We start from the raw sequence: 25,035 nt of genomic DNA, 5'->3' as shown, positions 1-25,035 counted from the left end.
CCGGGGGGACCGGCGCGGCGACCCGGCCCACCGGCGCCGGACGCCCTATGCCAGCTGCCTGCGCACCAGCTCGTGCAGCCGCCCCCCGGTGTCCGCGAGCAGCTGGGCGGGCGGGCCCTGCTGGATGACCTTGCCGTCCTCCATGACGACGACCCGGTCCGCGTCCAGCACCGTGGACAGGCGGTGGGCGATCACGATGCGCGTGGCGTTGAGCTTGCGGGTGCTGTCGATGACGATGCGCTGGGTGTCGTTGTCGAGGGCGCTGGTCGCCTCGTCGAAGAAGAGGATGCGCGGGCGCCGGATCAGCGCCTGGGCGATCATCAGGCGCTGCCGCTGCCCGCCGGAGATCGCTCCGTTGCCCGCGACGATCGTGTGCAGGCCCATGGGCATGCGCTTGATGTCCTCCGCGAGACCCGCCATCTCGGCCGCCGCCATCGCCTCCTCCGGCGTGTACGGCTCGGTGCCGCAGATGACGTCCAGGATGGAGCCGGTGAACGGCTGCGCGTGCTGGAGCACGACCCCGCACTGCCGGCGCACGGCCGACTGGTCCAGGGCCGCCAGGTCCTGCCCGTCGTACAGGACGCTGCCCGAGACCGGCTTGTCGAAGCCGATGAGCAGCCGCAGCAGCGTGGACTTGCCGCAGCCGCTGGGGCCGACGACCGCCACGAACTCGCCCGGCCGGACGGCGAAGGACACGTCGTCCAGGACGAGCGGGCCGTCGTCGGCGTACCGGAAGGAAAGCCGGCGGGCCTCCACCGCGCCGGACAGCGGGCCCGGCCGGGTGCTGGCCGTGCGCACCTCGGGCGTGGCGTCCAGGACCGGCTTGATCTCCTCGAACAGCGGCAGCGCGGCAACCGCCGAGACGAAGGAACCCGTGAGCTGGGTGACCGAGGTCAGCACCATCGTCACCGACGTGTTGAAGGTGAGGAAGGCCGCCGCCGACATCGCGCCCCTGGCCGGACCGGCCAGCAGCATGAACATCAGCAGGGTGCACACCGGCAGATAGACCGCGCCCAGCACGGTGGTGAGGTTCTTGATCCGGCCGACCTTCTGCTGGAGTTCCCGGCTGCGCGCGAACTCCCCCGCCCAGGCTGCGTAGGCGTAGTTCTCCGCCGCGGCGACTCGCAGCTTGGGCAGGCCGCGCAGGGTCTGGAACGCCTGGTTGTTCAGCTTGTTGCCGAGTGTCACGAGCCGTCGCTGCCAGCGCACCTGCCACAGCCCGAGTCCCAGGAACACGGCCGCGATGACGACGAGCATGCCGATCGCGGCGAGCGCCATGGGCACGCTGTACCAGAGCAGCAGACCCAGGTTCATCGCCCCGACCGTCACCGACTGCGCGACCACCGGGCCGACGCCCGCCAGCAGGCGGCGGATCGCACTGATGCCCATGGCGGCACTGGCGAGTTCACCGGTGGAGCGCTGGGTGAAGAACCGGGTCGGGAGCCTGAGCAGCCGGTCCCAGACGGCGGGTTGGAGCGCCGACTCGATGCGGCCCTCCAGACGCAGGATGGTCAGGTTCTCCAGCAGCGTGAACGCGGCCGACACGACTCCGCTGATCATCACCGCCAGACAGACCTGGACGATCAGACCGGTCTGGGCCCTGGGCACGTACTCGCCGAGCACCTTGCCCGTGGCGATCGGCACCAGTGCGCCGATCGCCACCGTGACCAGCCCGGCGAGCATCAGGTTCAGCAGGTCGCCGCGGGTTCCGCGCAGGCTGAACCGGAGCAGCCCGAGCGGGCTGAGCCCCCGCTCGGGCAGCGGCCGGTAGAACATCACCGCACGCGGCTCGAACTCCTCCGCGTTCGCCTTCTCGATCGGCGTCTCGCGTCCGGTGCCCGGGTGTACGGCGACATAGCCACCGCGCCGCCAGAGCAGGGCGACCGGCGCCCCGGACAGTGCCCGGTGTCCGACCAGCGGGCCCACGTTCTCCCGCCACCAGCGTCCGTTCAGACGGACGGCCCGGGTGCGCACCCGGGAGGCCAGGGCCACCCGCTCGACCGGGTCGAGACGTTCGCTCTCGGTGCCGCTCTGCGCGGGCTCGGCCAGGGTGATCCCGGCCGCCTCGGCGACGAGCTTGCAGGCCGCGTGACTGGCGTCGGCGTCCGCGGCCGTCGTACGCCGGGCCGGGCGTTTGCCGATGGAGGCGAGCAGGGTCTGGTCGGCCTGGGCGCGGACCGCCTCACCGGCCTTGATACCGGCGGCAGTACGCGTCTCGTGCGTGCGCTCCAGCTGCTCGATCCACCGGTCCAGCGCGGTCAGCAGCCGGTACTGCTGGTCGACCATGCTCTGCCACAGCGCCGGGTCCATCAACAGGTCTGCGGCGGCCTCCGCGCCGTACAGGGAGCCGTACTGCACGCTGCCCGGCGGGACCTGCATCCAGAACACGTCGTCGTCCGCCGGGGCGGCGGACCGCTCCTCGGCCATCGGGGCCTGGAAGAGGACGGACAGACCGCGGCCGACGCCCAGCGCGACCGCGTACTCCAGCGGGCTCGACGCCGGAGGCACGTACTGCGGGTTGCCGTACTCGTCGTACGACCACGTCTGGGTGTGGGCCGGCTGATACAACTCGCGCAGGTTGATCCGGTGCACCACACAGTCCCGCGCCGGGCGCGCGACCAGGGTGTGCTGCGGTCCGGCGACCGGGCCGAGCAGCAGCGCGCCCGCCTCCAGCCGGCCGAGGTGGTGCCAGTGGCCCTGCTGTGCGGCGTCCACCGCGAACAGGTCCAGCGCACCGGCCGTGACCAGCCACAGCACCTGCGGACCTTCCAGGTCCAGCCGGTTGGAGCCCGCGCAGTCGACGCGCGTGCCCATGGACCCCAGCGCACCGAGTACGAGATCGCCTTCGTATCCCTCCTGAACAGTCGTCATCTCACCGCTCCCTGACCAGTGCGGCGTACGCGCCGCCGTGCGCCACCAGCTCCTCGTGCCGCCCGCGCTCGACGACCGTGCCGTGCTGGAGCACCACGATCTCGTCGCTGTCGCGGACGGTGCTCAGCCGGTGGGCGATCACCACACAGGCGCAGCCGCGCCGGCGCAGGTTGTCCATCACGACCAGCTCGGTCTCCGCGTCCAGCGCGCTGGTCACCTCGTCCAGCACGAGGATGCTGGGCCGCCGAACCAACGCCCGGGCGATCTCCAGGCGCTGGCGCTGCCCGCCGGAGAAGTTCCGGCCGTCCTGCTCGACCTTGCTGTGCACGCCGCCGGGGCGGCGCATCACCACGTCGTACAGCGCCGCGTCCCGCAGCGCGTCCAGGACGGCCTCGTCCGGGATCGACGGGTCCCACAGGGCCACGTTGTCGCGGACCGAGCCCTCGAAGAGGAACACGTCCTGGTCCACGAAGGAGACCGAGGAGGCGAGCGTGCCGCGCGGGATGTCCTCCAGCCGGCGGCCGTCGATGCGGATCACACCGTCCCAGGGCGTGTAGAGACCCGAGATCAGCCGGGACACCGTCGACTTGCCGCTGCCCGAGCCGCCCACCAGCGCCACCTGCTGCCCGGGGCCCACGGTCAGGTCGAACCCGGTCAGCAGCGGCTTGTCCAGCGGGCTGTAGCCGAAGGTGACGTTCTCCAGCTCGACGTGCCCGTGCAGCCGCCGCGTGGAGTCGGCGCCGCCGGGGCGGGCGTAGAGCGGGTCGGCCTGGAAGTTCTCCACGTCCTTCAGCCGGGCCACGTCGGCCGCGAAGTCCTGGATGCGGCCCGCCACGCCGTTGAGCCGGGTGAGCGGCGCCGTGAAGCGGGTGACCAGCGCCTGGAAGGCGACCAGCAGACCGACCGAGATGTGCCCCTCGACCGCCCGCATTCCGCCGATCCACAGGATGAGCGCGCTGTTGAGCGTGGCGAGCGCCGGCGCGACCACCCCGAGCCAGGCGCTCGGCACGCCGAGCCGCTGCTGCTCCTCCAGCGTGGTGGCGTGCTGTCCGGCCCACTTGCGGAAGTAGCCGTCCTCGCCGCCGGTCGCCTTCATCGTCTCGATCAGCTGGAGACCGGTGTACGACGTGTTGGTGAGCCGTGCGGTGTCCGCGCGCAGCTTCGCCGTGCGGGTCGCGCGCAGCCGCACGACGAGCCGCATCGCCACCACGTTCAGCAGGGCCACGCCGATGCCGAGGAACGTCAGCTGTGGGTCGTAGGTGTACAGCAGCACGGCGTACAGCACGACCACGATCGCGTCCACGCCGGCCGCCGCGAGGTCGCGGGCCAGGGTCTCGGCGACCTGGTCGTTGGACTGCAGCCGCTGCACCAGATCGGCCGGGCTGCGCTGGGAGAAGAACGTGACCGGCAGCCGCAGCAGATGACGCAGGAACCGAGCGCTGGAGAGGGTGGAGGAGATGATCCGGCCGTGCAGCAGGTTGGCCTGCTGGAGCCAGGTCAGCACCAGGGTGAGCAGGACACAGGTGGCCATCGACGCGAACAGCACGCCCAGCAGCGAGGTCTGGCCGCCGATGAGGAACATGTCGATGTAGGTACGGCTGAGCGCGGGCACCGCCGCGCCCACCGCCACCAGCAGCAGACTGGCCAGCACGGCGGCGGGCAGGGTGCCCGCGGTGCCGCGCAGCCGGGCCGGCATCGCGCCGAGCACACCGGCCTTGCGGCCGCCCCTGGTGAAGCCGTCGCCGGGCTCCATCACGAGCACGACACCGGTGAAGCTGCCGTCGAACTCCTCCATGGGCACGAACCGGCGGCCCTTCGCGGGGTCGTTGATGTACACCCCGCGCCGGCCGAAACGGCGGCCCATGCCGTCGTAGACGACGTAGTGGTTGAACTCCCAGAAGAGGATGGCCGGTGCCGTCACCTCGGCGAGCGCGGCCAGGTCCATCTGCATGCCCTTGGCGGTCAGGCCGTAGCTGCGGGCCGCCTTCAGCAGGTTGCTGGCGCGCGAGCCGTCGCGGGAGACACCGCAGGCGATGCGCAGCTCCTCCAGCGGGACGTGCCGGCCGAAGTGGCCGAGCACCATCGCGAGGGAGGCGGCGCCGCACTCGACGGCCTCCATCTGCAGCACGGTCGGCGTACGGACCGCGCCGCCGCGGGCCTTGGGCACCGGGCGCCGGGCCGGGGCGGCTCTTCTGCGGCCGCGGGTTTCCTGAGTCGTGCTCACGGCAGCAGCCAATCGACGGGACGCTGGTCGGCCAGCCGGATCGAACCGGAGGCGAGGGTCATGGAGTCGAGCCGGTACGGCGGCCCGTCGGCGGAGGACCACCGGAAGCCGCTCTTCGTGCCGGACGACCGGTCGAGCGCGACCAGGACCGCCACCGGGCGGCCCTTCTTCGTGAACTGCTCGCCCAGCTGGCTGTCCCCGAGGAACGCGGCGATCGACTGGGCGGACTGGGCGGTCCGGTCCACCGACTTCACATGTCCGCGCAGCACGCCGTACTGCTGGGTCGGCACCGAGGACACGGTGAGGTCCACGGCGGCGTGCTCCGGGATGGCCGCGGCGTTCTCGGCGGGGACGTAGACGGTGGCGTACAGGGGATCGGAGGCGTGGGCGACCTTCTCCACCGCCGCGATGTTCGCACCGGTCCGGATGATCTGGCCGATGGTGGCGGCGAGTGCGGTGACGCGGCCCGCGGCGACCGTGCGGACCACGGAATCGCCCTGACTCGTGCGCACTTCGAGGACGGGAGCGTTCGCGGGCAGCCGTTCGCCCTGCTTGGCGAGTACGGCCGTGACCTGGCCGGCCACGGGGCTCTGCAGCAGATAGCTGCCCTGCCCGTGGGTGAGGATGGCCTGCGCGCTCAGCGTGGAGGCGACCGAGCCGGTCACCGCCCACACGGAGGCCGCCGCCATGACGACGACGGTGACGCCGAGCGCGAGCCAGCCCTGGGGGCGGGCCAGCCGCACCGGAAGGTCCAGCTCCTCCGGCGACTGGAGCTTGGCGAGGGCCTGTTGGCGGAACTGCACGGAACTTCCCTCACCCGAGGAGAGACATCGTTACGACCTGCATCGGGCACCCACGGGCACCCGAGAGTCCCGGAGCCGGGGGGCGGCTCCGGGACTTCGGTGACACCGAGGCGCGATCAGAGACCGGCGACCAGGCCGGTGACCGGGGCCACGTTCAGGCCGGTGACACCCTCGACGGTGCCGACGACCGTGTCGACCGCGCCGGAAACCGGGGCGATGCCGTTGACAGCACCGGTCACGGAGTTCAGGGCGTTCACGGAAAGGCCGCCGGAGACGTTGTCCAGCTCGGCGTCCGAGATCTCGACGGTCTCAACCTGGGGGGTGGAGTTCATGGTGGAACTTCCCTTCGTATGGATATTTCACAAGGGGGAAAGCGGCCCCCCTCTGGGGACAGACGACGGCCGCGACCGCGGGTGCCGGAACCCCCGTCTCCGGGAGCCCGGGGGACCCCCGCGGTGCGATGGATCAAAGCACGCACGCGGGCCGCGCTTCCAATCAAGCAGGCCTCTCACCAGCGCACTTGCCCCACTCGGAGACCCAACCGTGCAGGCGCGCGCACGGCTTGTCGGCGACTCCTTCACATGCCGCACGGCATCGCCCCACCCCGGCCCTTGTCCGCCGGGCGATGAATCCGGCACTGGGCGCCAAAGGCGCGCCGGGGGGCGCGCGGATGTGCAGAACCGGCGGCGTCGGTGACTTGGTTGAGTATTCAATGTGCAGATTCCCTGAAGCGGGGATTCCGCTAAGTGATCGGAACGGACCGCTACTGACCGGTAGCTGAGCGTGTCGATGCGTCCGTGCAGAGATGTGCCGGTGCGTCAGCGCAGAACTGTGCCGGTGCGTCAGTGCGCAGGCCTGTCAGCCCATCAGCGCGTAGACGGTGCTCGCGCGGGCTGCGAGCACGCCTGACGCGGCGTCGGTCAGCGTGATGTCCGCGAAGGCCATCCGTCGGCCCAGCTTGGTCAGGACCGCCTCGATCAGGACATCCGAACCGGTCACCGCCCGCTGGAAGGACGTCGACTGCTGGACCGTCGTCATCGGCACGAAGCCGCCCCGCGCGGCCGAGACCGCGATCACCGTCGCCGTGTCGGCGGCCGCCATGAGTGCCTGCCCCGACAGCCCGCCACCCTCCCGGGCCAGCCGCTCCGACCAGGGCAGACGCAGAACCGCGCGGTCCTCGCCCAAGGCCTGGACGGACAGTCCGAGGTCGAGCACCCAGGGAGCGAAGTTGGCGGAGAGGATCTTGTCGGCTTCGGCGGTGGTCATCGTCATATGGGGGATTCTTCCCGGCCGCCCGGCGCGACACGCGGAGCGTGGCTGATTCACCTCCCAGGGGCGGAAGTTGGCGAACGGAATTGAACGCACCGCATGACCCGGCCGTACCTACAGCCATCCAGGCGCCCCCGATCAACTGCCCTACAGCGGCAGACCCCCGTCCCCAGGAGGTCGAGAATTTTGAGTCACAAGCGAATGCCCAAGCGTAAGGCCGCGATAGCGGTGGGCGGTGTCGCGGCGCTCGGAGCGGCGGCCCTCCTGCTGCCCAACGCCAACGCGTCGCAGGACCAGAACAACACGGCGGGCGCCGCCGGCACCGCGAAGACCCTGAAGGCCTCGGACGCCTCGGACCTCTCCACACGGTTGCAGAAGCTGCTCGGAGACGCCCTTGCCGGGTCCTACTACGACAGCGGCAAGAAGCAGCTGGTCGTCAACGTGGTCAACGGCGACAACACCGTCATCCAGCAGGCGGAGAAGGCCGGGGCGGTCGTCCGCCAGGTCGAGAACAGCGCCTCCGAACTCAAGGCCGCCGCAGGGACGCTGAAGACCAAGGCGACCATCCCGGGCACCGCCTGGGCCGTGGACCCGCGCACCGACAAGGTCGTGGTCACCGCCGACTCCAGTGTCACCGGCGCCAAGTGGAACCGGCTCCAGTCGACCGTGCAGAGCCTCGGCTCCGGCATGGCGACCCTCAAGAAGTCCGCCGGCACCTTCAAGACCTTCGTCTCCGGCGGCGACGCCATCTTCTCCCAGGTGCAGGGCGGCAACGTGCGCTGCTCCCTCGGCTTCAACGTCAAGGCCTCGGACGGCAGTCCCGCCTTCCTGACGGCCGGTCACTGCGGGGTCGCCGCCAAGGACTGGTCCGACTCGCAGAACGGCCAGCCCATCGCCACCGTGGACCAGGCCAAGTTCCCGGGCAACGACTTCTCCCTCGTGAAGTACAACGACGCCACCACCCAGGCGCCCAGCGAGGTCAACGCCGGCAACGGCCAGACCGTCCAGATCACCCAGGCCCAGGACGCCACCGTCGGCGAGACCGTGTTCCGGATGGGCTCCACCACCGGGCTGCACAACGGCCAGGTGACCGGTCTCGACGCCACCGTCAACTTCCAGAGCGAGACCGACCCCAACGGCGTCGACACCGTCAACGGCCTCATCCAGACCAACGTCTGCGCCGAGGCCGGCGACAGCGGCGGCTCCCTGTTCACGCAGGACGGCGGCGCGGTCGGCCTCACCTCCGGCGGCAGCGGCGACTGCACCAGCGGCGGCGAGACCTTCTTCCAGCCGGTCACCGCCGCCCTGCAGGCCACCGGCGCCACCCTCGGCGACGGCGGCAACGGCGCGGGCGACCAGGCGGGCACCGCCGACCCCTCGGCCTCGGCGGGTGACCAGGCCGGGGCCGGTGACCAGGCGGGCGGCGACCAGGTCGGCGGCTCCGCCGACCCGTCCGCCTCGGCCGGCGACCAGAGCGGCACCGGCGAGGGTGCGGGTACCGGAGACCAGTCCGGCGCCGGTACGGGCGACCAGTCCGGCGCGGGCACGGGCGACCAGTCCGGTGCCGGTACGGGCGACCAGTCCGGTGCCGGTACGGGCGACGGGTCCTCGTCCCAGACCGACAGCCACTGACCCTCCTCCGGCGGGGACGCCGAGCCGTCCCACAGCGGGATCCGGCGGCCGGCCTCCGGACGCAACCGTGAGGCCGGCCTCTTGAGGGGGTCGGCCGAGCGGCCTGCGGCGTGAGGGTCGGGTCGTTCCCAGGGTCCCTGGCCGGCCCACGTCGGTTCCGGTCGGCAGGGGTGGTCCGGCCCTCCGGCGGGAGGGCCGGGCCACGGGCGTCGGGGGCGGTGGCTCAGCCGTCCTCGTGGGCCCGCAGCAGCAGGACCGCCACGTCGTCCACCCGCTCCCGGGCCGCCGCGCTGTGCCGTACGAGTTCGTCGGCCAGGTTCTCCAGCGGCTGGTCGCCCGCATCGGCGAGCAGCGCGCCGAGGTCGACGAGGGAGTCCTCGATGTCCACGTCGGGAGACTCCACGAGACCGTCCGTGTAGAGGACGAGGACCGAGCCCGGGGCCAGGGCCACCTCGGTCGTCGGGTACGTGGCCGACGCGTCGATCCCGAGCAGCGGGCCGCCGGCGAGGTCCAGCACCCGCACCTGTCCGTCCGGGCGCCGGAGCAGCGGTGGCGGATGCCCCGCGCGTGCCATCACGGCCTGGCCCTGTGCCGGGTCCAGCCGCAGGTACAGGCAACTGGCGAACAGGTCGGCGCCCAGGTCGATGAGCAGCCTGTTGGTGCTGCTCATCACGTCCTGCGGCGCCTGGCCCACCGTGGTGTACGCCCGTACCCCGGTGCGGATCTGTCCCATCAGCGCGGCCGCCGTCACGTTGTGCCCCTGGACGTCCCCGATCACCGCCGCGGCCAGCGGCCGGGTCGGCACCAGGTCGTAGAAGTCGCCGCCGATCTCCATGCCCTGAGTGGCCGGCAGATAGCGGGCGGCCGCCTCGATTCCGGGCAGCGCCGCCAGCGTGCGCGGCAGCAGCGACTCCTGCAGCCCCTGCGCCAGCCGGTGCTTCGCGTCGTACAGCTGGGCGCGCTCCAGCGCCTGCGCGATCAGACCGCCGAGGCTGGTGAGGACCGCCCGTTCGTCGGTGGGGAAGGCATGCGGGTCGGTGTACGCCAGCACGCACGTGCCCACCGGCCGGCCGGACGCGATCAGCGGCAGATACGCCCAGGACCCGAACCCGTCCGGGGGCCGGTTCGGGTACAGGCGCACCAGCTGCTCCCACGAGTCGAAGAACGCCGGCACCCCGCTGTTCAGGGCCTGGGTGCCCGGGGTGCGTTCGCTCAGCGGCAGCCCGTCGAAGCGCTCCACCACGTACGGGTCCGCGTACCCGCGGTGCCCGAGCACGTGCAGCCGCCCCGCCTGCGAAGCGAGGATCACCAGCGCCTGGCAGCCGACCGACGGGGCGACCTCGTCCCACACCAACTGCACGACGTCCTGCACTCCCACCGCCTCGGTCAGCGCCGCGGCCAGGCTCAGCACCTGAGTGATGGTCACCAGCCGCGAGGGCCCCGGCCCCGTCCGCGGCGCCTCCCGTGCCATCTCCGCAACCGCCCGCGCCCGGCTGATCCGCACACTCAGCCCCGTCGTGCTCGGATACATCCGGAACGACAGCCACTCGCCCGGCGGGCGCAGCGCCACGAACGACGTCACCTGCTGGCTGATCAGCGCGGCCCGGTACAGGTCTTCGTACATCGGGTCGTTCAGCCACGGCACGGACACCCACGGCAGGGTGCCGAGCAGCTCCCCGGCCGGTCGCCCGAGCAGTTCGGCGGTGGCCGGGTTGACGAAGACGATCCGGCCGTGCAGGTCCAGCGACATCAGCCCGTACGGCAGCCGGGACACCATGCGCGCCGCCTCCAACGAGCCCAGCGTGTCCGACACGCCCGACAGCGGCGTGGCCAGCAGGTCGACCTCGGGGCCTATCCGCCGGTTCTCCGCGGCGGCCCGCTCCAGCCGCAGCGCCAGCCGCTCGCAGGCCGCCGTCAGAATGTCGCGCTCCCGGCCGGACAGCTCCGGCGGATGCACACCGGGCCAGGTCACGAACACGGCGCCGTACACGGTCCCGGCCGTCGCCACCGGCAGCGCGGCAAGGGCGAACGGGTACGGCAGCACCACCGAGATCCGCGGATAGCGGCGCGCCATCTGCTCCTCGCCGCCCACCCACACCAGCTGCCGGTCGCGCACCGCGTCCGCCACCGGGATCGGCGCGTTCAGCCCGACCCGCTCCCACGGCGCCGCGAACGCCCGGGGCATGCCCGCCATCACCGCCATCTCGAGGACCGGCTCGTCGGGCCTGAGCAGGTACACCGCCCCGGAGTGCGCGTGCACGTCCTCGATCATCGAGGCCAGCGCGATGGACAGCAGCGGATGGCCGCCCCGAGTGCGGTCGGCCGCCGGTGGCCGTGCCGGCCCTGCCCCGTCGGACACGCCGACCACCTCCTCGCCGGGCCGCGCGTCACGCCTCGGGGTCAAGGCTGCCCCTCGGGGGCGTGCGGCGCACGGCGAGCGCGTGTCGCGCGCCGTCGGCCGCGGCCGTGACCTGCGCAGGTGCCCGGGTACCGCGGGGCCCGCGCATACCCCGTCGGGACCGGACCATGCCCCCGCTGTCGATGCGCGCGGCAGCGTACGGGCGCCGTGTGTGCGCCCCCGCGCACCTTGATGGCCGATTCTCCGCGCCCGCGAACGGCGAAACGCGCCCAAGAATGGGGCACGCGCTGAACACCTGAAGATGCGATCCCGGCGATACGGGGCGAAGTACGGCCGACTGGAGGGGCGGGCATTGATCCGGGTACTGCTGGTGCACGACGCGTGTCTGGTGCGATCGGTTCTGGCCGAGTGGTTACGGGAGGAGCCTGGCCTGTACGTGGAGGACACACCCTGGCGTGGCGCGGCCGCGCGAGTACGGTCCGGGTGCCCGGACGTGTGCGCGGCGGACCTGGACTGCGCCGACGGCCATGGCGCGCCGCCGCTCGGCGACCTGTGCCCGCCCGGCACGGGCGGCCGGCCGCCGGCGCTGGTGGTGCTTGCGAGTACGAATCGCCCGGGGCTGCTGAAGCGGGCGGCCGAGGCGGGTGCGCTCGGCTTCGTCGACAAGGCGGGCTCGCCGGAGCGGCTGGTGCGCGCGATCCGCTGCGTCGCGGAGAGGGAACGTTTCGTCGATGCGTCGCTGGGCTTCGGCTTCCTCAAGGCGGCGCAGATGCCGCTCACCAGACGCGAGCTGAGCGTGCTGTCCCTGGCGGCCGGCGGGGCGTCCATCGCGGAGATCGCCGGCAGCCTGCACCTGTCCCACGGCACGGTGCGCAACTACATGGCGGCGATCACCCGTAAGACGGGGGCACGCAACCGCATCGACGCGATCCGGATATCCCGCGGTGAGGGATGGGTGTGATCACCGGACGGGTGCGGTGGGCCGCGCCGTCCAGCCGCCGACCAGGTCCCGGTACAGGGCCGAGGTCCGCAGCAGTTCGTCATGGGGGCCGCAGGCGGTGCGGGAGCCGTCCAGCACCAGGACGCGGTCCGCGCGGCGGGCCGAGCTGATGCGGTGGGCGACGACCACCAGGCTGCCGCCCGGCCGCGCCCCGAACGCCCGCTCGGCCCGTGCCTCCGCCGCCGGGTCCAGATGACAGGTCGCCTCGTCCAGCAGGGCGAGCGGGGCGGGTGACAGATAGGCCCGGGTCAACGCGATCAGCTGCCGCTCGCCCGCCGACAGCGCGACCGGATCGACCCGGCCGCCGGGCCCGCCCAGCGCCCGCAGCAGCGGCGTCAGCCCGACCGCCTCGGCAGCGGCCAGCAGCTCCGCCTCGGGCACCGGGTCCCGGCGGAACAGGCCCAGGTTCTCGGCTAGGGTCCCGCCGTGCACGTACGCCTCCTGCGGGATCAGCACGCGGGAGGCGGCCGCTTCCGCTCCCGGCACGGCGTGCCCGTACACCCGGATCGCCCCCTCCCGCGCCTCCAGGAGCCCGGCGACGAGCCCCGTGAGGGTCGACTTGCCGACCCCGCTCGGCCCCACGACGGCGAGGTGCGACCCCGCCGGGACGGTGAGGTCCAGTCCGTCGAGTACGGGCTCGCTCGCGGGGCCGTAGGCGAAGGTGACGGAGGTGAGGGCCAGGGCGGGGGCGGCGGGCGGCGGGGTTTCCGTGGTCCGGGGGGACCCGGTCCGGACCACGGGCCGCCGTTCCCCGAAGACCGTCGGCGGCGCCAGACGCCGCAGCACGACCGTGAGCCGGGACCCGCTGGTGCCCAGGCCGTGGACGAGGTTCTGGAGGGCGGGGAGCAGGGACTGGGCGACGTAGGCGAGGGCGCCCACCAGTGCACCCGGCGTCACGCCGTGGCGCAGCAGCCAGGGCGCGGTGGCGAGCAGCAGGACCACCGGCAGCTCGCCGCCCACCGCGAGCGCGGCCACCCGGGCCACGCTCCAGCGGGCCAGGGCGCGGGCGGCCCGCTGTTCCGCGTCGACCGACTCCGCGACGGTGGCCGCCACCCGCGCCTCGGCACCGGCGGCCGTGACGTCCCGCAGCCCCTGGCACACCGCGCCCAGCTCCTCGGCCAGCGCCTCGTCGGCGGCCAGGAAGGCCTCCTGGCGCCGGGCCAGCGGCCGAAGCGTCGCCGCGAACAGGCACAGCCCGGCCAGCAGCGGGGGCACGACGATCGTCAGCAGCAGCGGGGCCAGCGAGAACAGGCCGACCAGCGCGCCGGCGACGGTGAACAGGAAGGAGCGGGAGACCAGCACGAGTCCGGCCAGTGTGTCCCGGGCGATCTCCACCTGCTGGGTGAGCCCGGACAGCGCCCCGGCGTCCGCCTCCCGCACCCCGCGCCCGACCACGCTCGCCACCAGCCGGTCCCGTACCGGCTCGACCAGTGCCGCGACCACGCCGTACACCCGCCCGGTCCCGTACGCGCCGGCGGTCACCGCGAGCCCGGCCGCGCCGAGCCACAGCAGACCGATCCGGGTGTCCCCGGCGAGGAACCCGTCGTCCAGGGCGCGGGCCAGGGCATAGCCGGCCAGGAAGGTCTGCCCGGCCTCCAGGACCGACCAGAGACCCAGCCGGACCAGCACCCGCCGGCGCGTCCGCACCGCCTCCAGGGCCCGTGCCCGCGCCTTCATGCCCCGAACACCGCCCGGTACTCGGCGTCCCGCCACAGCTCGGCATGCGGGCCCACCGCTCGTATCCGGCCCCCGTCCAGCCAGGCGACGGCGTCGGCGCGGGCCGCCGTGGCCGTGCGGTGGGCGATCAGCAGGCGGGTCGGGCCCGCTCCCGGGGCCAGCAGGGACTGGGCGATCCGGTGTTCGGTGACCGTGTCGAGGCTGGAGAGGGCGTCGTCCAGGATCAGCAGGCGGCCACCGTGGGCGAAGGCGCGGGCGAGGCCCAGGCGCTGGGACTCGCCGCCGGACCGGGGCGCGTCGGCGCAGCGGGTGGCGTAGCCGTCGGGCAGCCGGCGGACGAAGTCGTCGGCGTGGGCCGTGCGCGCGGCCGACCGGATCCGGTCGGGGGAGGGCGTGGTGAGCCCGAACCCGATGACGTCCTCGACGGTCGTGCCCAGCAGGGCGGGCCGTTCGAAGGCGTAGGAGACCGCGCCGCGCAGGTCGGCATGGCCGAGGTCGCGCAGCGGCATCCCGTCGAGCAGGACCTCGCCCGCGTCGGGGTCGGCGAGCCGGCCGGCGAGTTCGGCCAGCAGGGACTTGCCCGCGCCGGAGCGGCCGACCACGGCGAGGGTCGTGCCGCCGGGGACGAGCAGGTCCACGCCGTCCAGGACGGTGCGGTCGCCCCGGCCCGCCGTCACACCGCGCAGCTCCAGCTGCCCGCGACCGGCCGGCAGCTCTCGCGTGCCGTGCCCGGACGCCGGCTCGTCCAGCACCTCGGCGAGCCGTCCGGTCGCCGCCCGGGCCCGGGAGAGCGCGGCCAGTTGTCCGACCAGCACGCCGACTCCCGTGGCGAGGACGGCGTACCGCGAGGCGGCCAGCACCTCGCCCACCGACACACGATGGCGGGCGAGCAGCAGCCCGGCCACCGCGACCACGCCCAGGTTCAGCAGCGGTGCCACGGTGACCGCCTGTGCGGCGGCCCGCCCCTGCACCCGCCACATGCGGTGCCCGGCGCGGGACAGTTCGGGCAGCGGTGCGAGGATCCGGGCCGTTTCGCGGTCCTCCGCGCCCGCGGCCCGGATGGTCCGGAAGCCGCCGACCGCCTCCGTGAGGGCGGCCGCCATCCGCCCCTGCACGCACTGGTAGTCGGCCACGCACGCCGAGGTGTCCCGGGCGAAGGCCCGCAGCAGCAGCGCCAGTACCGGTGCGCCGGCGAGGAGCACGGCCGCCAGCCACGGGTCGATGAGGCCGAGCGCCACCACGCCCCCGACCGGCCCGGCGAGCGCGGCGACCAGCGCGGCCACCGCGGCCGGCGCCGTCCCCGCCTGCGCCGCGTTGCCGACCAGCCGCGCCACCAGGTCCCCGGCGCCGAACCGGGCGCCCGCGCGCGGGCCCAGGGCCAGCACCTGCCCGGTGACCCGGCGGCGCAGCCACGCGGTGGACCGGGCGTCGACCGTGCCGGTGAGCACGCCCGCGCATCCGTCGAGCACGGTGATCAGCAGCACCAGTCCGGCGCAGCAGGCCACCCAGCGGGCTGCCGGAGCGTGGGCGAGCACCAGGTCGAGGGTCCGGCCGAGCGCGGCGGGCAGCAGCAGTGCGGCGGCCGAGGCGGCCGTGCTCACGGCGCACAGGGCCGCGCAGCGGGCGCCTGCGTGCCGGAGCACGGCACGCGGCAGACGAGCGGGGGCTTCGCGGGAGGGCGTCATCGGCTGCGGCCTCGTGTCGGGGCGGACGGGAAGGCTCCGGGCAGCCTCCTCCCGGACGGGGAGGAGGACTGCCCGGAGCCGTGGACTCACCGGTCCGGTCAGAGACAGAGCAGGACGCTCGCCGCCGAGACGCACGAGAGCAGGCTCACCGTGCTCGCGCCGGTGTGGGACAGCTCGTCGGACTCCAGGGTCTGCAGGTCGAGAAGTGCCATGATCGTGTCCTTTCCCTTCATTGGGGACGGGGTTGTGTCACGACTCCGTCAGATCGCGGAGCCGCGGGTGGGGGCCGCCGGTGGCGGCGGAAGGAACGGCAGGTGCGCGGTGCGCCCGGCTTCGTGAGCCGCCGCGAGCGCGAGCAGGCAGCCTGCCGTTCCGGTGGCGAGGTCCATGGAGAGCCGCATCATCTGGTGCCCGGGGAAGGCGAGTTGGCCCTGATAAGCCATCGCCAGCCAGCCGAGCCCGTCGATCTGCTGCGCGAGCCGCTCCGGGCCGGCGCCCGGCGCGGTGCTCCGGGCGAGGTGCAGCACCATGCCGGCGCGGCCCTGGAACAGGCCGGGCTGTGCGTAGAAGCGGGAGGTGGCGGCGGTCAGGATGCCTGTCCTGGCGCGCTCGAACTCCCTTGTGGTGTCGGCTGATCCGGCGAGTGCGCCGCCCGCGCGCGCCAGGTAGTCGTCGAGGACCAGCCCGATCCCCACGCTCCCGTCGCCGAGGTACGGCAGCGTCCGCCAGCCCTCGTCCACCTCCAGGGCGCCGCTCGCCGTCTGGACGACGCAGCAGGCCAGGTCGCGCCGGAGCGCCTCGGCCGCAGCCGCCAGCAGCCGGGGTTCACCGGTCTCCTCGTACCGCCGCAGCAGGAACAGTGCCGGCCCGCTCGCGCCCCGCAGCAGCCCGGCCCGCCGCCGGGGCGCGTCCGGGACCGGTTCGGCGAGGCGTCGCAGAAGGATCTCGGCGGCCTCGGCGGCACGATCGCGCAGCGCCGGGTCGCCGGTCGCGGCGGCCAGCCGGCCGAGGACCAGGCCGAGTCCGGCCAGGCCGCCGTGCAGGTCGGAGGAGAGGTTGCGCCAGTTCTCCCGCAGCACGCCGCCGATCAGCTCCAGCGCCCGCTCCCGGTGGCCGAGCCGGTCCAGGACCAGGGCCACGCCCGCGAGACCGTCGTACAGGCCGAGCGGGGTGCCGGGCGGCGGCGGGGCGGTGTGGTCCAGCAGCCAGCGCTCGCCCTCGTCGTACCGGCCGGCACCGGACACTTCCAGCGCGTACAGCACCCCGGCCGCGCCGTGCGCGAGTCCGAGGCCGCCGCCGTCGGAGAACTGGGCGATGTCGCCCGGGAAGAGCCGGTCGTCGCGCTCCGGGGTCGCGGCGGCGAGGATCGCCTTGACCATCGAGTCCCGGCTGTAGGGCCAGTCGCCCGGCACCACCGGCGGAGCGGACGTGCGACGGGCGTGTCCGCCCGCGGTGTCCCGGGTGATCTCGGCGACCGCCTCGTCCAGGAAGGCGCGCGGCACGTCAGGGAACTGCTCCGCGATGACGTCCGCCAGATGGGCCGCCTTGCCGCGGTCCACCACGAACAGCGTGGTCACCGGCAGGAACAGGGCCAGGCGCAGACAGGCCAGCGCGTACCGGTCGACGTCGATGCCCCGGCGGTCCGGCGGGGCGAAGAAGCCGGGGTGGGCCACCGTCTGCCGGCCGTTCTCCGCGGCCGGGGCGGCCGCCTCGAAGTCGATGAGGTACACCGTCTCCTCGTCCGGGGCGACCATGACGTTGAAGACGTGCAGGTCGTGGAAGACCAGCCCGCGCGCGTGCACCGCCGCCACCGCCCGCTCCACCGCCCGGTGGATGCGCAGCGCCCACGCCGTGTACGAGGCGACCTTCGCCGGATCCGGGTCGGACGTGAGCAGCGGATGCCGTTCGGCGAAGAACGAGTTGAGCGGGCGGCCCTCGAGGAAGTCCATCACCAGGAACCGGTGGTCGCCGAGCGTGAACCAGTCCCGTACCTCCGGCACCACGCCCGTCCCGGCTGCCCGCTCCAGCGCGGCCTTCTCCCGGGCCAGCCGTTCCACCGCGTCCGCCCCGTCGGCGGCGAGCCCCGCGTGCGGGCGCCCCTCCTTCAGCACCACCCGGCGCCCGTCCCGGGTGTCCGTGCCGACGTACACACCGCCGCCGTTGGAGAAGTGCAGCGCCTTCTCGATGCGGTACGGCAGCTCGCCCACCGTCGTGGTGTTGCGGGCCTCCAGGTGCGGGCGCAGGAACTCCGGGAGCGTCACCCACTCGGGCACCTGGAAGGACGGGGCCCGCCGGTCCGGGACCAGCCGGTCCTCGCCGTCGGTCACGGCCAGGACCAGCGAACCGCGCTCGTCGACGACGAACCGGCGCGCGAAGGCGCCGTAGCGGACGTAGAGCGGACCGTCGTGCCAGCGCAGGTCGGTCAGGATGTACGGCCCCTCGCAGCCCTCCAGCAGTGCGCCCAGCTCGCGCAGCACCTCGTGCAGCTGTTCCTCGTCGGCGGGGTAGACGGTGACGAACTTGCCGCTGGTGTCGCGGCCCGCGTACTTCGCGTTGCGCAGGTGCAGCAGATGCGGGGACGGCACGAACTTGAACGGAATGCGGCGCGGCACGCAGTAGTCCCACACGATCCCGGCGATCCGCTCCGCGTCGGCCGCCGTCGCCGAGGAGTGGATCTTCCAGCCCTGGGCCGGCGACGGGAGCGGCTCGCCGTCCCCGCCGAGCGGGGTCAGCGTCAGCCAGTCGCCGGTGCGCCCCGCGTGCCAGCCGTCGGGCACCGCGCGACGCGCCGTCGGGAACTGCGGCGCGGACTCGCTCCCGGCCGCCGAGAGCCGGTCGGGCGTGTCGTAGAAGTGCCCGTCGGCCAGCGCGTACACCTCGTACCGCTTGTCCATGCGTCTCCCGCCCCCTCTTCCGGCTGACCCGGTAGACACTCGCAGCAGGCGGGTGGTCGCGGACAGTCACGACTGTCACGAGATCGCCGTGCGGAACGCATGGGTAAAGATGTGTTCGGCGGCTTTCGAGCCGCGTCCTTCACGGACGGCACGCGGAGCGTTCACAGGGGCTGCGCAGGCGGCTCATACGCGCTGTAATGGCCAAGTGGCCAGTGAGGGTGCTGCGGTGCGCAGAACGAGAGCCGAGCGTGCCGAAATCGCCCTTGAAACACTCTTCGCCGTGCCCGCCTCTCCCGACCGGCTGCGCCGGGTCCTCGAACAGGCACTCGTGTTCGCCGGGGCGGCGTTCGTGGGCGTCTACGTGCCCGGCGCCGACCCCTCCTTGCTGTGTCTGACAGAGTCGGCGGGGCTGCCCCGCACGCTGTACGGCCTGCGCGACGGCTATCCGGCCACGGGCGGCTCGCCGGTCGCCGGGGCCCACCGCACCGGGCGGCCACGATGGCTCGGCCCGGACGAGCTGGCCGACTGCGCCGAGGCACGCCGCACTCCGTCGACCGAGTTCTCCGTCGGTGTGCTGCCGCTCGGCCCGGCCGGCAGCGGCTGTCTGCTCGCCGTCAGCGAGCACCCGGGCGGCTTCGGCAGCGACGACCGCGCCTGCCTGGAGCTGATCGCCCGCGCGGTCGCCGTGCCCGTGCCGGCCGGCCCGGGCGCCGACAGCGGTGAGCTGCCCGGCGACGCGTTCAGCCTGGCCATGGACACCGGGCGGGTCGAGGTCGGCGACGAGATCCTGCGCCTCTTCGGGATCGGCCGCGACACCTTCGACGGCAAGGTGGAGACACTGCTCGCCCTCACCGTGCCCGAGGACCTGCCCGCGCTGATGTCGGTGGTCGAGGCCGACCACATGTCGATCGGCGACCGCGAGCTGGAGTTCCGCGCCCTGCAGCCCTCCGGACCGCCCAGATGGCTGCGGTTGAGCGGCCGGCTGCTGCCCGGCGGCGAAGGGCATCCGGCCCGGCTCGTCGGCACCGTCGCGGACGCCTCCACCGTGCGCTCCGGCGTCACCGACGTGGCCCGCGTGCAGCGGCTGGCCGCCGCCCTCGCCATGGCCGGCACCGTCAAGGACGTCGGCAAGGCAGTCGTCGACGCCCTGCGCAAACCCCTCAAGGCCGACCGCATCGCCCTCGCCGAACTGGAGAACGACCGCCTCGTCGTCACCGTCCTCGACCCGCCCGAACCCGAGGCCTGGCCCGAGCTGTGGCGCTCCGAGTGGCGCACCGAATGGCCCGACGCGCCGGTGCGCGCCATGCCCACCCTCGCCGCCGCCCTGCGCGAGGGCCGCGCCCGGATCTGGCCCGCGGGCTCTCCGCTGGAGCCCGCCCTGGCCGGCGTCGGTCCCGGCGGCCTGGCCGTGCTGCCGCTGCCCGCGGGCGGCCGCATGGCCGGCGCCTGCCTGGTCGGCTGGGACCAGCCGCACGAGTTCGCCCCCGACGAGCGCGCCCTGCTCACCGCCTCCGCCGGCCTCGCCGGGCAGGCCCTGCTGCGCGCCCACGCCTTCGACGCCGAACACGAACTCGTCGGCATGCTCCAGCGCACCCTGCTGCCCCGCCGGCTGCCCCGGCTGCCCGGCGCGGTCGCCGTCGCCCGGTACCTGCCCACCACCGCGGGGCTCGAGGTCGGCGGCGACTGGTACGACGTGATCCCGCTCGCCGACAACCACGTGGCCTTCGTCATCGGCGACGTCCAGGGCCACAACGCGGGCGCCGCCACCCTGATGGGCCAGATGCGCACCGCCCTGCGCGCCTACGCCGCCGAGGGCCACGCCCCGGACATCGTCGTCGCGCACGCCAACCGGCTGCTGATGGACATGGAGACCGACCTCTTCGCCACCTGCTGCTACGTCGACGTCGACATGGAGCAGGGCACCGCCTGGTGCGTGCGTGCCGGTCATCTGCCGCCGGTGCTGCGCCACCCCGACGGCTCCACCGAGATCGTCGAGGCCGAGGGCGGCCCGCCGCTCGGTGTACTCAACCAGACCGAGTTCCCGATCACTCTGCTGCGCCTCCAGCCCGGCACGGTCCTCGCGCTCACCACCGACGGCCTGGTGGAGTCCGCCGAGACCGACATGGACGTGGGCCTGGAGCGGCTCACGGGCGAACTCGCCGCCGCCGACCCCGGCCACCTCGGAATGGTCGCCGACGCCCTGCTCACCGGCGCCCACCGCGGCGACGACGTCGCCCTGCTGCTGATGCGCTACGACGGCATGGCCGTACGCCCGCTGCGCGAGACCTGGACCGTGTGGCGGGTCCCCGAAGCGGTCCGGCACGCCCGCCGCTTCACCCGGCGCACCCTGCGCACCTGGGGCGTCGCGGCCGACACCATGGACACGGCCCTCCTGGTCGTCTCCGAGCTGGTCACCAACGCGCTGGTGCACACCGACGGCCAGGTCCGTCTCGACCTCAGCCTGGTCAACCACCGGCTGCGGCTGGCCGTCGCCGACGCCTCGCCGCGCAGCCCCCTCAAGAACACCAACGTCGGCTGGGAGGCCACCGGCGGCCGCGGCATCCTGCTCGTGGAGGCGGTGTCCGAGGCCTGGGGGACGGTGCCGGTCAGCGGCGGCAAACAGGTGTGGGCCGACCTCGTCCCCGAGACCTGACGGCCACTCGGGTACCGGTCGGGGCCGCTCCCGGCAGGTCGGAGGAGCCCGCAGGCCCGCCGTGCCTAGGGTCTCCTGTCGTGGCACACACCTTCGAAGAACTGGTGGAGAAGCAGCGCGCGGCCGACGCGGCGCACCGCATGGTCGAGGAATTGCGCGACACCTACGGTCCGCCCGCCGAGCGCGGGATGACGGGCGCTCAGTCCGACACCTACGAGACGGCCCTGCGCGCCTGGCGGGAGCTCGCGCGGGACGTGCAGACCGCGGTGAACGACTACGCCAGGCAGGCGGACCGGCCCCGTGCGGAGGTGGAGGCCGACGTGGAGCGGGCGGCGGCAGCGGAGGACACATGAGCCGAGCCGGCCGCCGCGCCGAACGGCTCGCGGACGTGGCGGACGCCCGGCTTCCGGTCCTGGAGGGCGGGCAGCTGCTGCGCAAGGCGTTCCCCGAGCACTGGTCGTTCCTGCTCGGCGAGATCGCCCTCTACAGCCTCCTGGTGCTGATCCTGACCGGGGTGTGGCTGACCTTCTTCTTCCAGCCGGAGATGCGCGAGGTCGTCTATCACGGCTCCTACGAGCCGCTGCAGGGCGTGCTCATGTCGGCGGCCTTCGACTCCACCCTGCGCATCAGCTTCGACGTGCGCGGCGGACTGCTGATCCGGCAGGCCCACCACTGGGCCGCGCTCGTCTTCGTCGCCGCGATCGGCCTGCACATGCTGCGGATCTTCTTCACCGGCGCCTTCCGCCGGCCCCGCGAGCTGAACTGGGCGATCGGACTCACCCTGTTCGTCCTGGCGCTCGCCGAGGGCTTCGCCGGCTACTCGCTCCCCGACGACCTGCTCTCCGGCACCGGTCTGCGCATCGCCGAGGGCATCATGCTGTCCCTCCCGGTGGTCGGGACGTACGTCGCCTTCTTCGTCTTCGGCGGCCAGTACCCGGGCCACGACATCATCACCCGGCTCTACCCGGTGCACATCCTGCTGCTGCCGGGCGCGCTCATCGGCCTGGTGACGGTGCATCTGACCCTCGTCTTCTACTTGAAGCACACCCAGTGGCGCGGCCCCCGCCGCAGCAACCGCAACGCCGTCGGCAAGCCGCTCCTCCCGCACTTCACCGCCCTCACCACAGGCCTCGCCATGACCGTCTCCGGCGTGGTCGTGCTGCTGTCCGGCCTCGCCCAGATCAACCCGATCTGGAACTACGGCCCGTACCGCCCCGACGTGGTCTCCACCGGCTCCCAGCCCGACTGGTACGTCGGCTTCCTGGAGGGCGCCCTGCGGCTGGTGCCGCCGTGGGAGACCGACTTCGCCGGACACACCCTCATGTGGAACGTGCTGCTCCCGGCCGTCGTCCTGCCCGGGCTGCTGTTCACCGTGCTGTACGCCTACCCGTTCGTGGAACAGCGCCTGACGGGGGAGTGGCACTACGAGCAGCACCTGTGCGACCGGCCGCGCGAGCGCCCCCTGCGCACCGGCCTCGGCGTGGCGGGCATCGTCTTCTACGCCGTGCTGCTGCTGGCCGGCGGCAACGACATCATCGCCCAGACCTTCCGTATCTCCGTCAACGCCCTGACCTGGGTGCTGCGCGTCGCCCTCGTGGTCGCGCCGGTCCTCGCCCTCCTGGTGACCCGGTGGCTGTGCCGGGCGCTGACGGAGGCCGAGTCCGCGCGCCTGGCCGAGGGCGTGTCCACCGGCGAGATCCGCCAGAGCGTGACCGGCGGCTACGAGAGCGGCCACGAGCCCGTCGAGCGGTTCCGGCCCGGCGCGCCGCGCAGGCCGCTCACCGGTGCGCGTACTGGAACACCATCCCGAAAACCCCGCGCGCCAGAACCCCCAGACCGATGAGGAACAGCCAGAGCCCGAAGACCACGCCGGTCGCCGCCACCGCGAACCCGAGCGCGGTGACGACCGGCCACGGGCTCTCGTGCGGGAAGAACGCCACCGGCCCGGCCCCGTCCACCACCTCCGCGTCCTTGCGGTCCTGTGCCCGGCGCCCCCGGCGCCGGTACTGGATCAGGTAGAAGAAGGCGTCCAGCGCCGCCATCCCGCACGCGACGACCAGCACGGTCGTGCCCGTGTCGTCCTTGGACCACACCCCGTACAGGACGGCGGACCCGCCGAAGAACAGGGCCACGCCGCCGAACAGCATCGCCTCGGCCTTCATCGCAGGCCCTCCCGCTCGGTGTCCTCGGCCGTCCGCCCGACCTCCGGATGGTGCAGGTCGAAGGCCGGCGACTCCGACCGCACCCGGGGCAGTGCCAGGAAGTTGTGGCGCGGCGGCGGGCAGGAGGTCGCCCACTCCAGGCCACGTCCCCACCCCCACGGGTCGTCCTCGGTGACCTGCTCGGCCGTCGTGGAGGTGCGCCAGACGTTGTAGAGGAACGGCAGCGTGGAGAGGCCGAGCAGGAACGCACCCACCGACGACAGGGTGTTGAGCAGCGTGAAGCCGTCCGAGGGCAGATAGTCCGCGTACCGGCGGGGCATCCCCTCCTCGCCGAGCCAGTGCTGCACGAAGAAGGTCAGCTGGAACGAGGGGAACAGCAGCCAGAAGTGCAGCTTCCCGAGCCGCTCGTCCAGCATCTTCCCGGTGAACTTCGGCCACCAGAAGTAGAAGCCGGCGAACATCGCGAACACCACCGTCCCGAACAGCACGTAGTGCAGATGCGCGACGATGAAGTAGGAGTCGGTGAGGTGGAAGTCCAGCGGCGGCGAGGCGATCAGCACCCCGCTCAGCCCGCCCAGCAGGAAGGTCACCAGGAACCCCAGGGACCACAGCATCGGCGTCTCGAACGACACCGACCCGTGGACCATCGTTCCGATCCACGCGAAGAACTTGATGCCCGTGGGTACAGCGATCAGGAACGACATGATGGCGAAGAACGGCAGCAACACCGCGCCGGTCGCGAACATGTGATGCGCCCACACCACCGCCGACAGCATGGTGATCGAGATCGTCGCTCCGATCATCGGCAGATAGCCGAACAGCGGCTTGCGGGAGAACACCGGAATGATCTCGGAGATGATCCCGAAGAACGGCAGCGCCACGATGTAGACCTCCGGATGCCCGAAGAACCAGAACAGGTGCTGCCACAGCACAGCGCCCCCGTTCGCCGCGTCGAAGACGTGCGAGCCGAACTTCCGGTCCGACTCCAGCACCAGCAGATCCGCCGTCAGTACCGGGAACGCGGGCAGCACCAGGATCGAGGTGAACAGCACGTTCCAGGTGAACATAGGCATCCGGAACATGGTCATGCCCGGGGCGCGCAGGCACACGATCGTCGCGACGAAGTTGACGGCGCCCAGCGTCGTGGACACACCGGCCACCACCAGTCCCATCGTCCACAGGTCGCCGCCCGCGCCGGGGGAGAAGTAGGCGCTGTTCAGCGGCGCGTACGCGAACCAGCCGAACGCGGCCGCACCGCCCGGGACCAGGAACCCGGACACCACCATCAGCCCGCCGAACAGGTACATCCAGTACGACAGCGCGTTCAGCCGGGGGAAGGCCACGTCCGGCGCGCCGATCTGCAGCGGCATCACCGCGTTGGTGAATCCGGCGAACATCGGCGTCGCGAACAGCAGCATCATGATCGTGCCGTGGACGGTGAAGAACTCGTTGTAGCCCTGCTCGGACAGGAACTGCAGACCCGGCCGAGCCAGTTCGGCGCGCATCGCGAGGGCCAGCAGCCCGGCGAGGAGAAAGAAGCAGAACGCCGTGACCATGTAGAGCCGGCCGATCACCTTGTGGTCGGTCGTGCGGACCCAGCGCAGCAGGGTCCGGCCGGGCCGTGGGGCGGGGGCCGTGTACCGCGCGACGATCTCTCTTGTGTCGGACATTTCGGGTAGTTCCGTCATCGTCGGTGACGCTATCGCATGGACACCACATGAACCGCCGACGGCACCAGAGCCACAGCGTCGTGACAAACCGGTAGGACAAACGAAGGTCCGATCCGGACGATCGCCGTTAGGGTGG

At 72.9% G+C, this 25,035-nt stretch carries 17 protein-coding genes; 5 read left to right on the top strand and 12 right to left on the bottom strand.

Features of this window, described 5'->3' with window-relative positions; genetic code table 11:
- Positions 1–45: 45 nt before the first annotated feature.
- From AC07DS_RS01345 to AC07DS_RS01325, 5 genes are all read right to left on the bottom strand, one after another.
- Positions 46–2,871, bottom strand: a complete 2,826-nt coding sequence (locus AC07DS_RS01345) for an NHLP bacteriocin export ABC transporter permease/ATPase subunit (protein WP_479141538.1) — start codon at positions 2,869–2,871, stop codon at positions 46–48.
- Between the two features lies 1 nt (position 2,872).
- The gene (locus AC07DS_RS01340; RefSeq protein WP_479141536.1) at positions 2,873–5,095 is read right to left on the bottom strand and encodes an NHLP family bacteriocin export ABC transporter peptidase/permease/ATPase subunit; all 2,223 of its coding nucleotides are present in this window, start codon (positions 5,093–5,095) and stop codon (positions 2,873–2,875) included.
- Positions 5,092–5,898, bottom strand: coding sequence for a hypothetical protein (locus tag AC07DS_RS01335; RefSeq protein ID WP_479141534.1), 807 nt, complete (start codon positions 5,896–5,898; stop codon positions 5,092–5,094). The genes AC07DS_RS01340 and AC07DS_RS01335 overlap by 4 nt, the downstream gene beginning before the upstream one ends.
- A gap of 116 nt (positions 5,899–6,014) precedes the next feature.
- Complete coding sequence (locus AC07DS_RS01330) at positions 6,015–6,230, bottom strand: type A2 lantipeptide (protein ID WP_479141533.1); 216 nt, start codon at positions 6,228–6,230, stop codon at positions 6,015–6,017.
- Positions 6,231–6,756: 526 nt separating this feature from the next.
- On the bottom strand, positions 6,757–7,170 hold the full coding sequence (locus AC07DS_RS01325) for a PaaI family thioesterase (RefSeq protein WP_479141531.1): 414 nt from the start codon (positions 7,168–7,170) through the stop codon (positions 6,757–6,759).
- A 198-nt stretch (positions 7,171–7,368) separates the two neighbouring features.
- On the opposite strand from AC07DS_RS01325, the gene AC07DS_RS01320 reads away from it, so the two are divergent.
- Positions 7,369–8,799, top strand: coding sequence for a S1 family peptidase (locus tag AC07DS_RS01320; protein WP_479141529.1), 1,431 nt, complete (start codon positions 7,369–7,371; stop codon positions 8,797–8,799).
- 223 nt (positions 8,800–9,022) lie between these two features.
- Here the strand turns inward: AC07DS_RS01320 and AC07DS_RS01315 are convergent, their stop codons facing one another.
- On the bottom strand, positions 9,023–11,167 hold the full coding sequence (locus AC07DS_RS01315; protein WP_479142125.1) for a SpoIIE family protein phosphatase: 2,145 nt from the start codon (positions 11,165–11,167) through the stop codon (positions 9,023–9,025).
- A gap of 292 nt (positions 11,168–11,459) precedes the next feature.
- Between AC07DS_RS01315 and AC07DS_RS01310 the strand changes: the two genes are divergently transcribed.
- Positions 11,460–12,119, top strand: a complete 660-nt coding sequence (locus tag AC07DS_RS01310) for a response regulator transcription factor (protein ID WP_336109404.1) — start codon at positions 11,460–11,462, stop codon at positions 12,117–12,119.
- Here the strand turns inward: AC07DS_RS01310 and AC07DS_RS01305 are convergent, their stop codons facing one another.
- The 4 genes from AC07DS_RS01305 to lanKC all read right to left on the bottom strand — a co-directional run bounded on the left by AC07DS_RS01305 (position 12,120) and on the right by lanKC (position 18,414).
- Positions 12,120–13,835, bottom strand: coding sequence for an ATP-binding cassette domain-containing protein (locus tag AC07DS_RS01305; protein ID WP_479141527.1), 1,716 nt, complete (start codon positions 13,833–13,835; stop codon positions 12,120–12,122). It lies immediately after the preceding gene.
- Positions 13,832–15,520, bottom strand: coding sequence for an ABC transporter ATP-binding protein (locus AC07DS_RS01300; RefSeq protein ID WP_479141525.1), 1,689 nt, complete (start codon positions 15,518–15,520; stop codon positions 13,832–13,834). Before AC07DS_RS01300 ends, AC07DS_RS01305 begins: the two co-directional genes overlap by 4 nt.
- A gap of 98 nt (positions 15,521–15,618) precedes the next feature.
- On the bottom strand, positions 15,619–15,732 hold the full coding sequence (locus AC07DS_RS01295) for a SapB/AmfS family lanthipeptide (RefSeq protein WP_359072654.1): 114 nt from the start codon (positions 15,730–15,732) through the stop codon (positions 15,619–15,621).
- A gap of 48 nt (positions 15,733–15,780) precedes the next feature.
- Positions 15,781–18,414 carry a class III lanthionine synthetase LanKC gene (lanKC, locus tag AC07DS_RS01290; RefSeq protein WP_479141522.1) on the bottom strand — a complete coding sequence of 878 codons (2,634 nt, stop codon included), beginning with the start codon at positions 18,412–18,414 and terminating at the stop codon, positions 15,781–15,783.
- Positions 18,415–18,619: 205 nt separating this feature from the next.
- Between lanKC and AC07DS_RS01285 the strand changes: the two genes are divergently transcribed.
- The 3 genes from AC07DS_RS01285 (at position 18,620) to qcrB (ending at position 22,910) form a co-directional block, all read left to right on the top strand.
- Complete coding sequence (locus AC07DS_RS01285; RefSeq protein WP_479141521.1) at positions 18,620–21,067, top strand: SpoIIE family protein phosphatase; 2,448 nt, start codon at positions 18,620–18,622, stop codon at positions 21,065–21,067.
- Positions 21,068–21,147: 80 nt separating this feature from the next.
- Positions 21,148–21,420: a hypothetical protein gene (locus AC07DS_RS01280; RefSeq protein ID WP_479141519.1), complete on the top strand. Its 273-nt coding sequence runs from the start codon at positions 21,148–21,150 to the stop codon at positions 21,418–21,420.
- Positions 21,417–22,910, top strand: a complete 1,494-nt coding sequence (gene qcrB, locus AC07DS_RS01275) for a cytochrome bc1 complex cytochrome b subunit (protein ID WP_479141517.1) — start codon at positions 21,417–21,419, stop codon at positions 22,908–22,910. Before AC07DS_RS01280 ends, qcrB begins: the two co-directional genes overlap by 4 nt.
- On the opposite strand, the gene ctaF is transcribed toward qcrB, so the two are convergent.
- Both ctaF and ctaD read right to left on the bottom strand, forming a co-directional pair.
- Entirely contained in the window at positions 22,846–23,229 is a 384-nt protein-coding gene (gene ctaF, locus AC07DS_RS01270) for an aa3-type cytochrome oxidase subunit IV (protein ID WP_479141515.1), read from the bottom strand. The two genes, qcrB and ctaF, sit on opposite strands and share 65 nt — an antisense overlap.
- Positions 23,226–24,899, bottom strand: coding sequence for an aa3-type cytochrome oxidase subunit I (gene ctaD, locus AC07DS_RS01265; RefSeq protein WP_479141514.1), 1,674 nt, complete (start codon positions 24,897–24,899; stop codon positions 23,226–23,228). The genes ctaF and ctaD overlap by 4 nt, the downstream gene beginning before the upstream one ends.
- Positions 24,900–25,035: the final 136 nt, after the last annotated feature.

The sequence above is a fragment of the Streptomyces sp. NPDC044064 genome (assembly GCF_056434245.1).
This window is presented reverse-complemented; position numbering and strand designations above follow the sequence as displayed.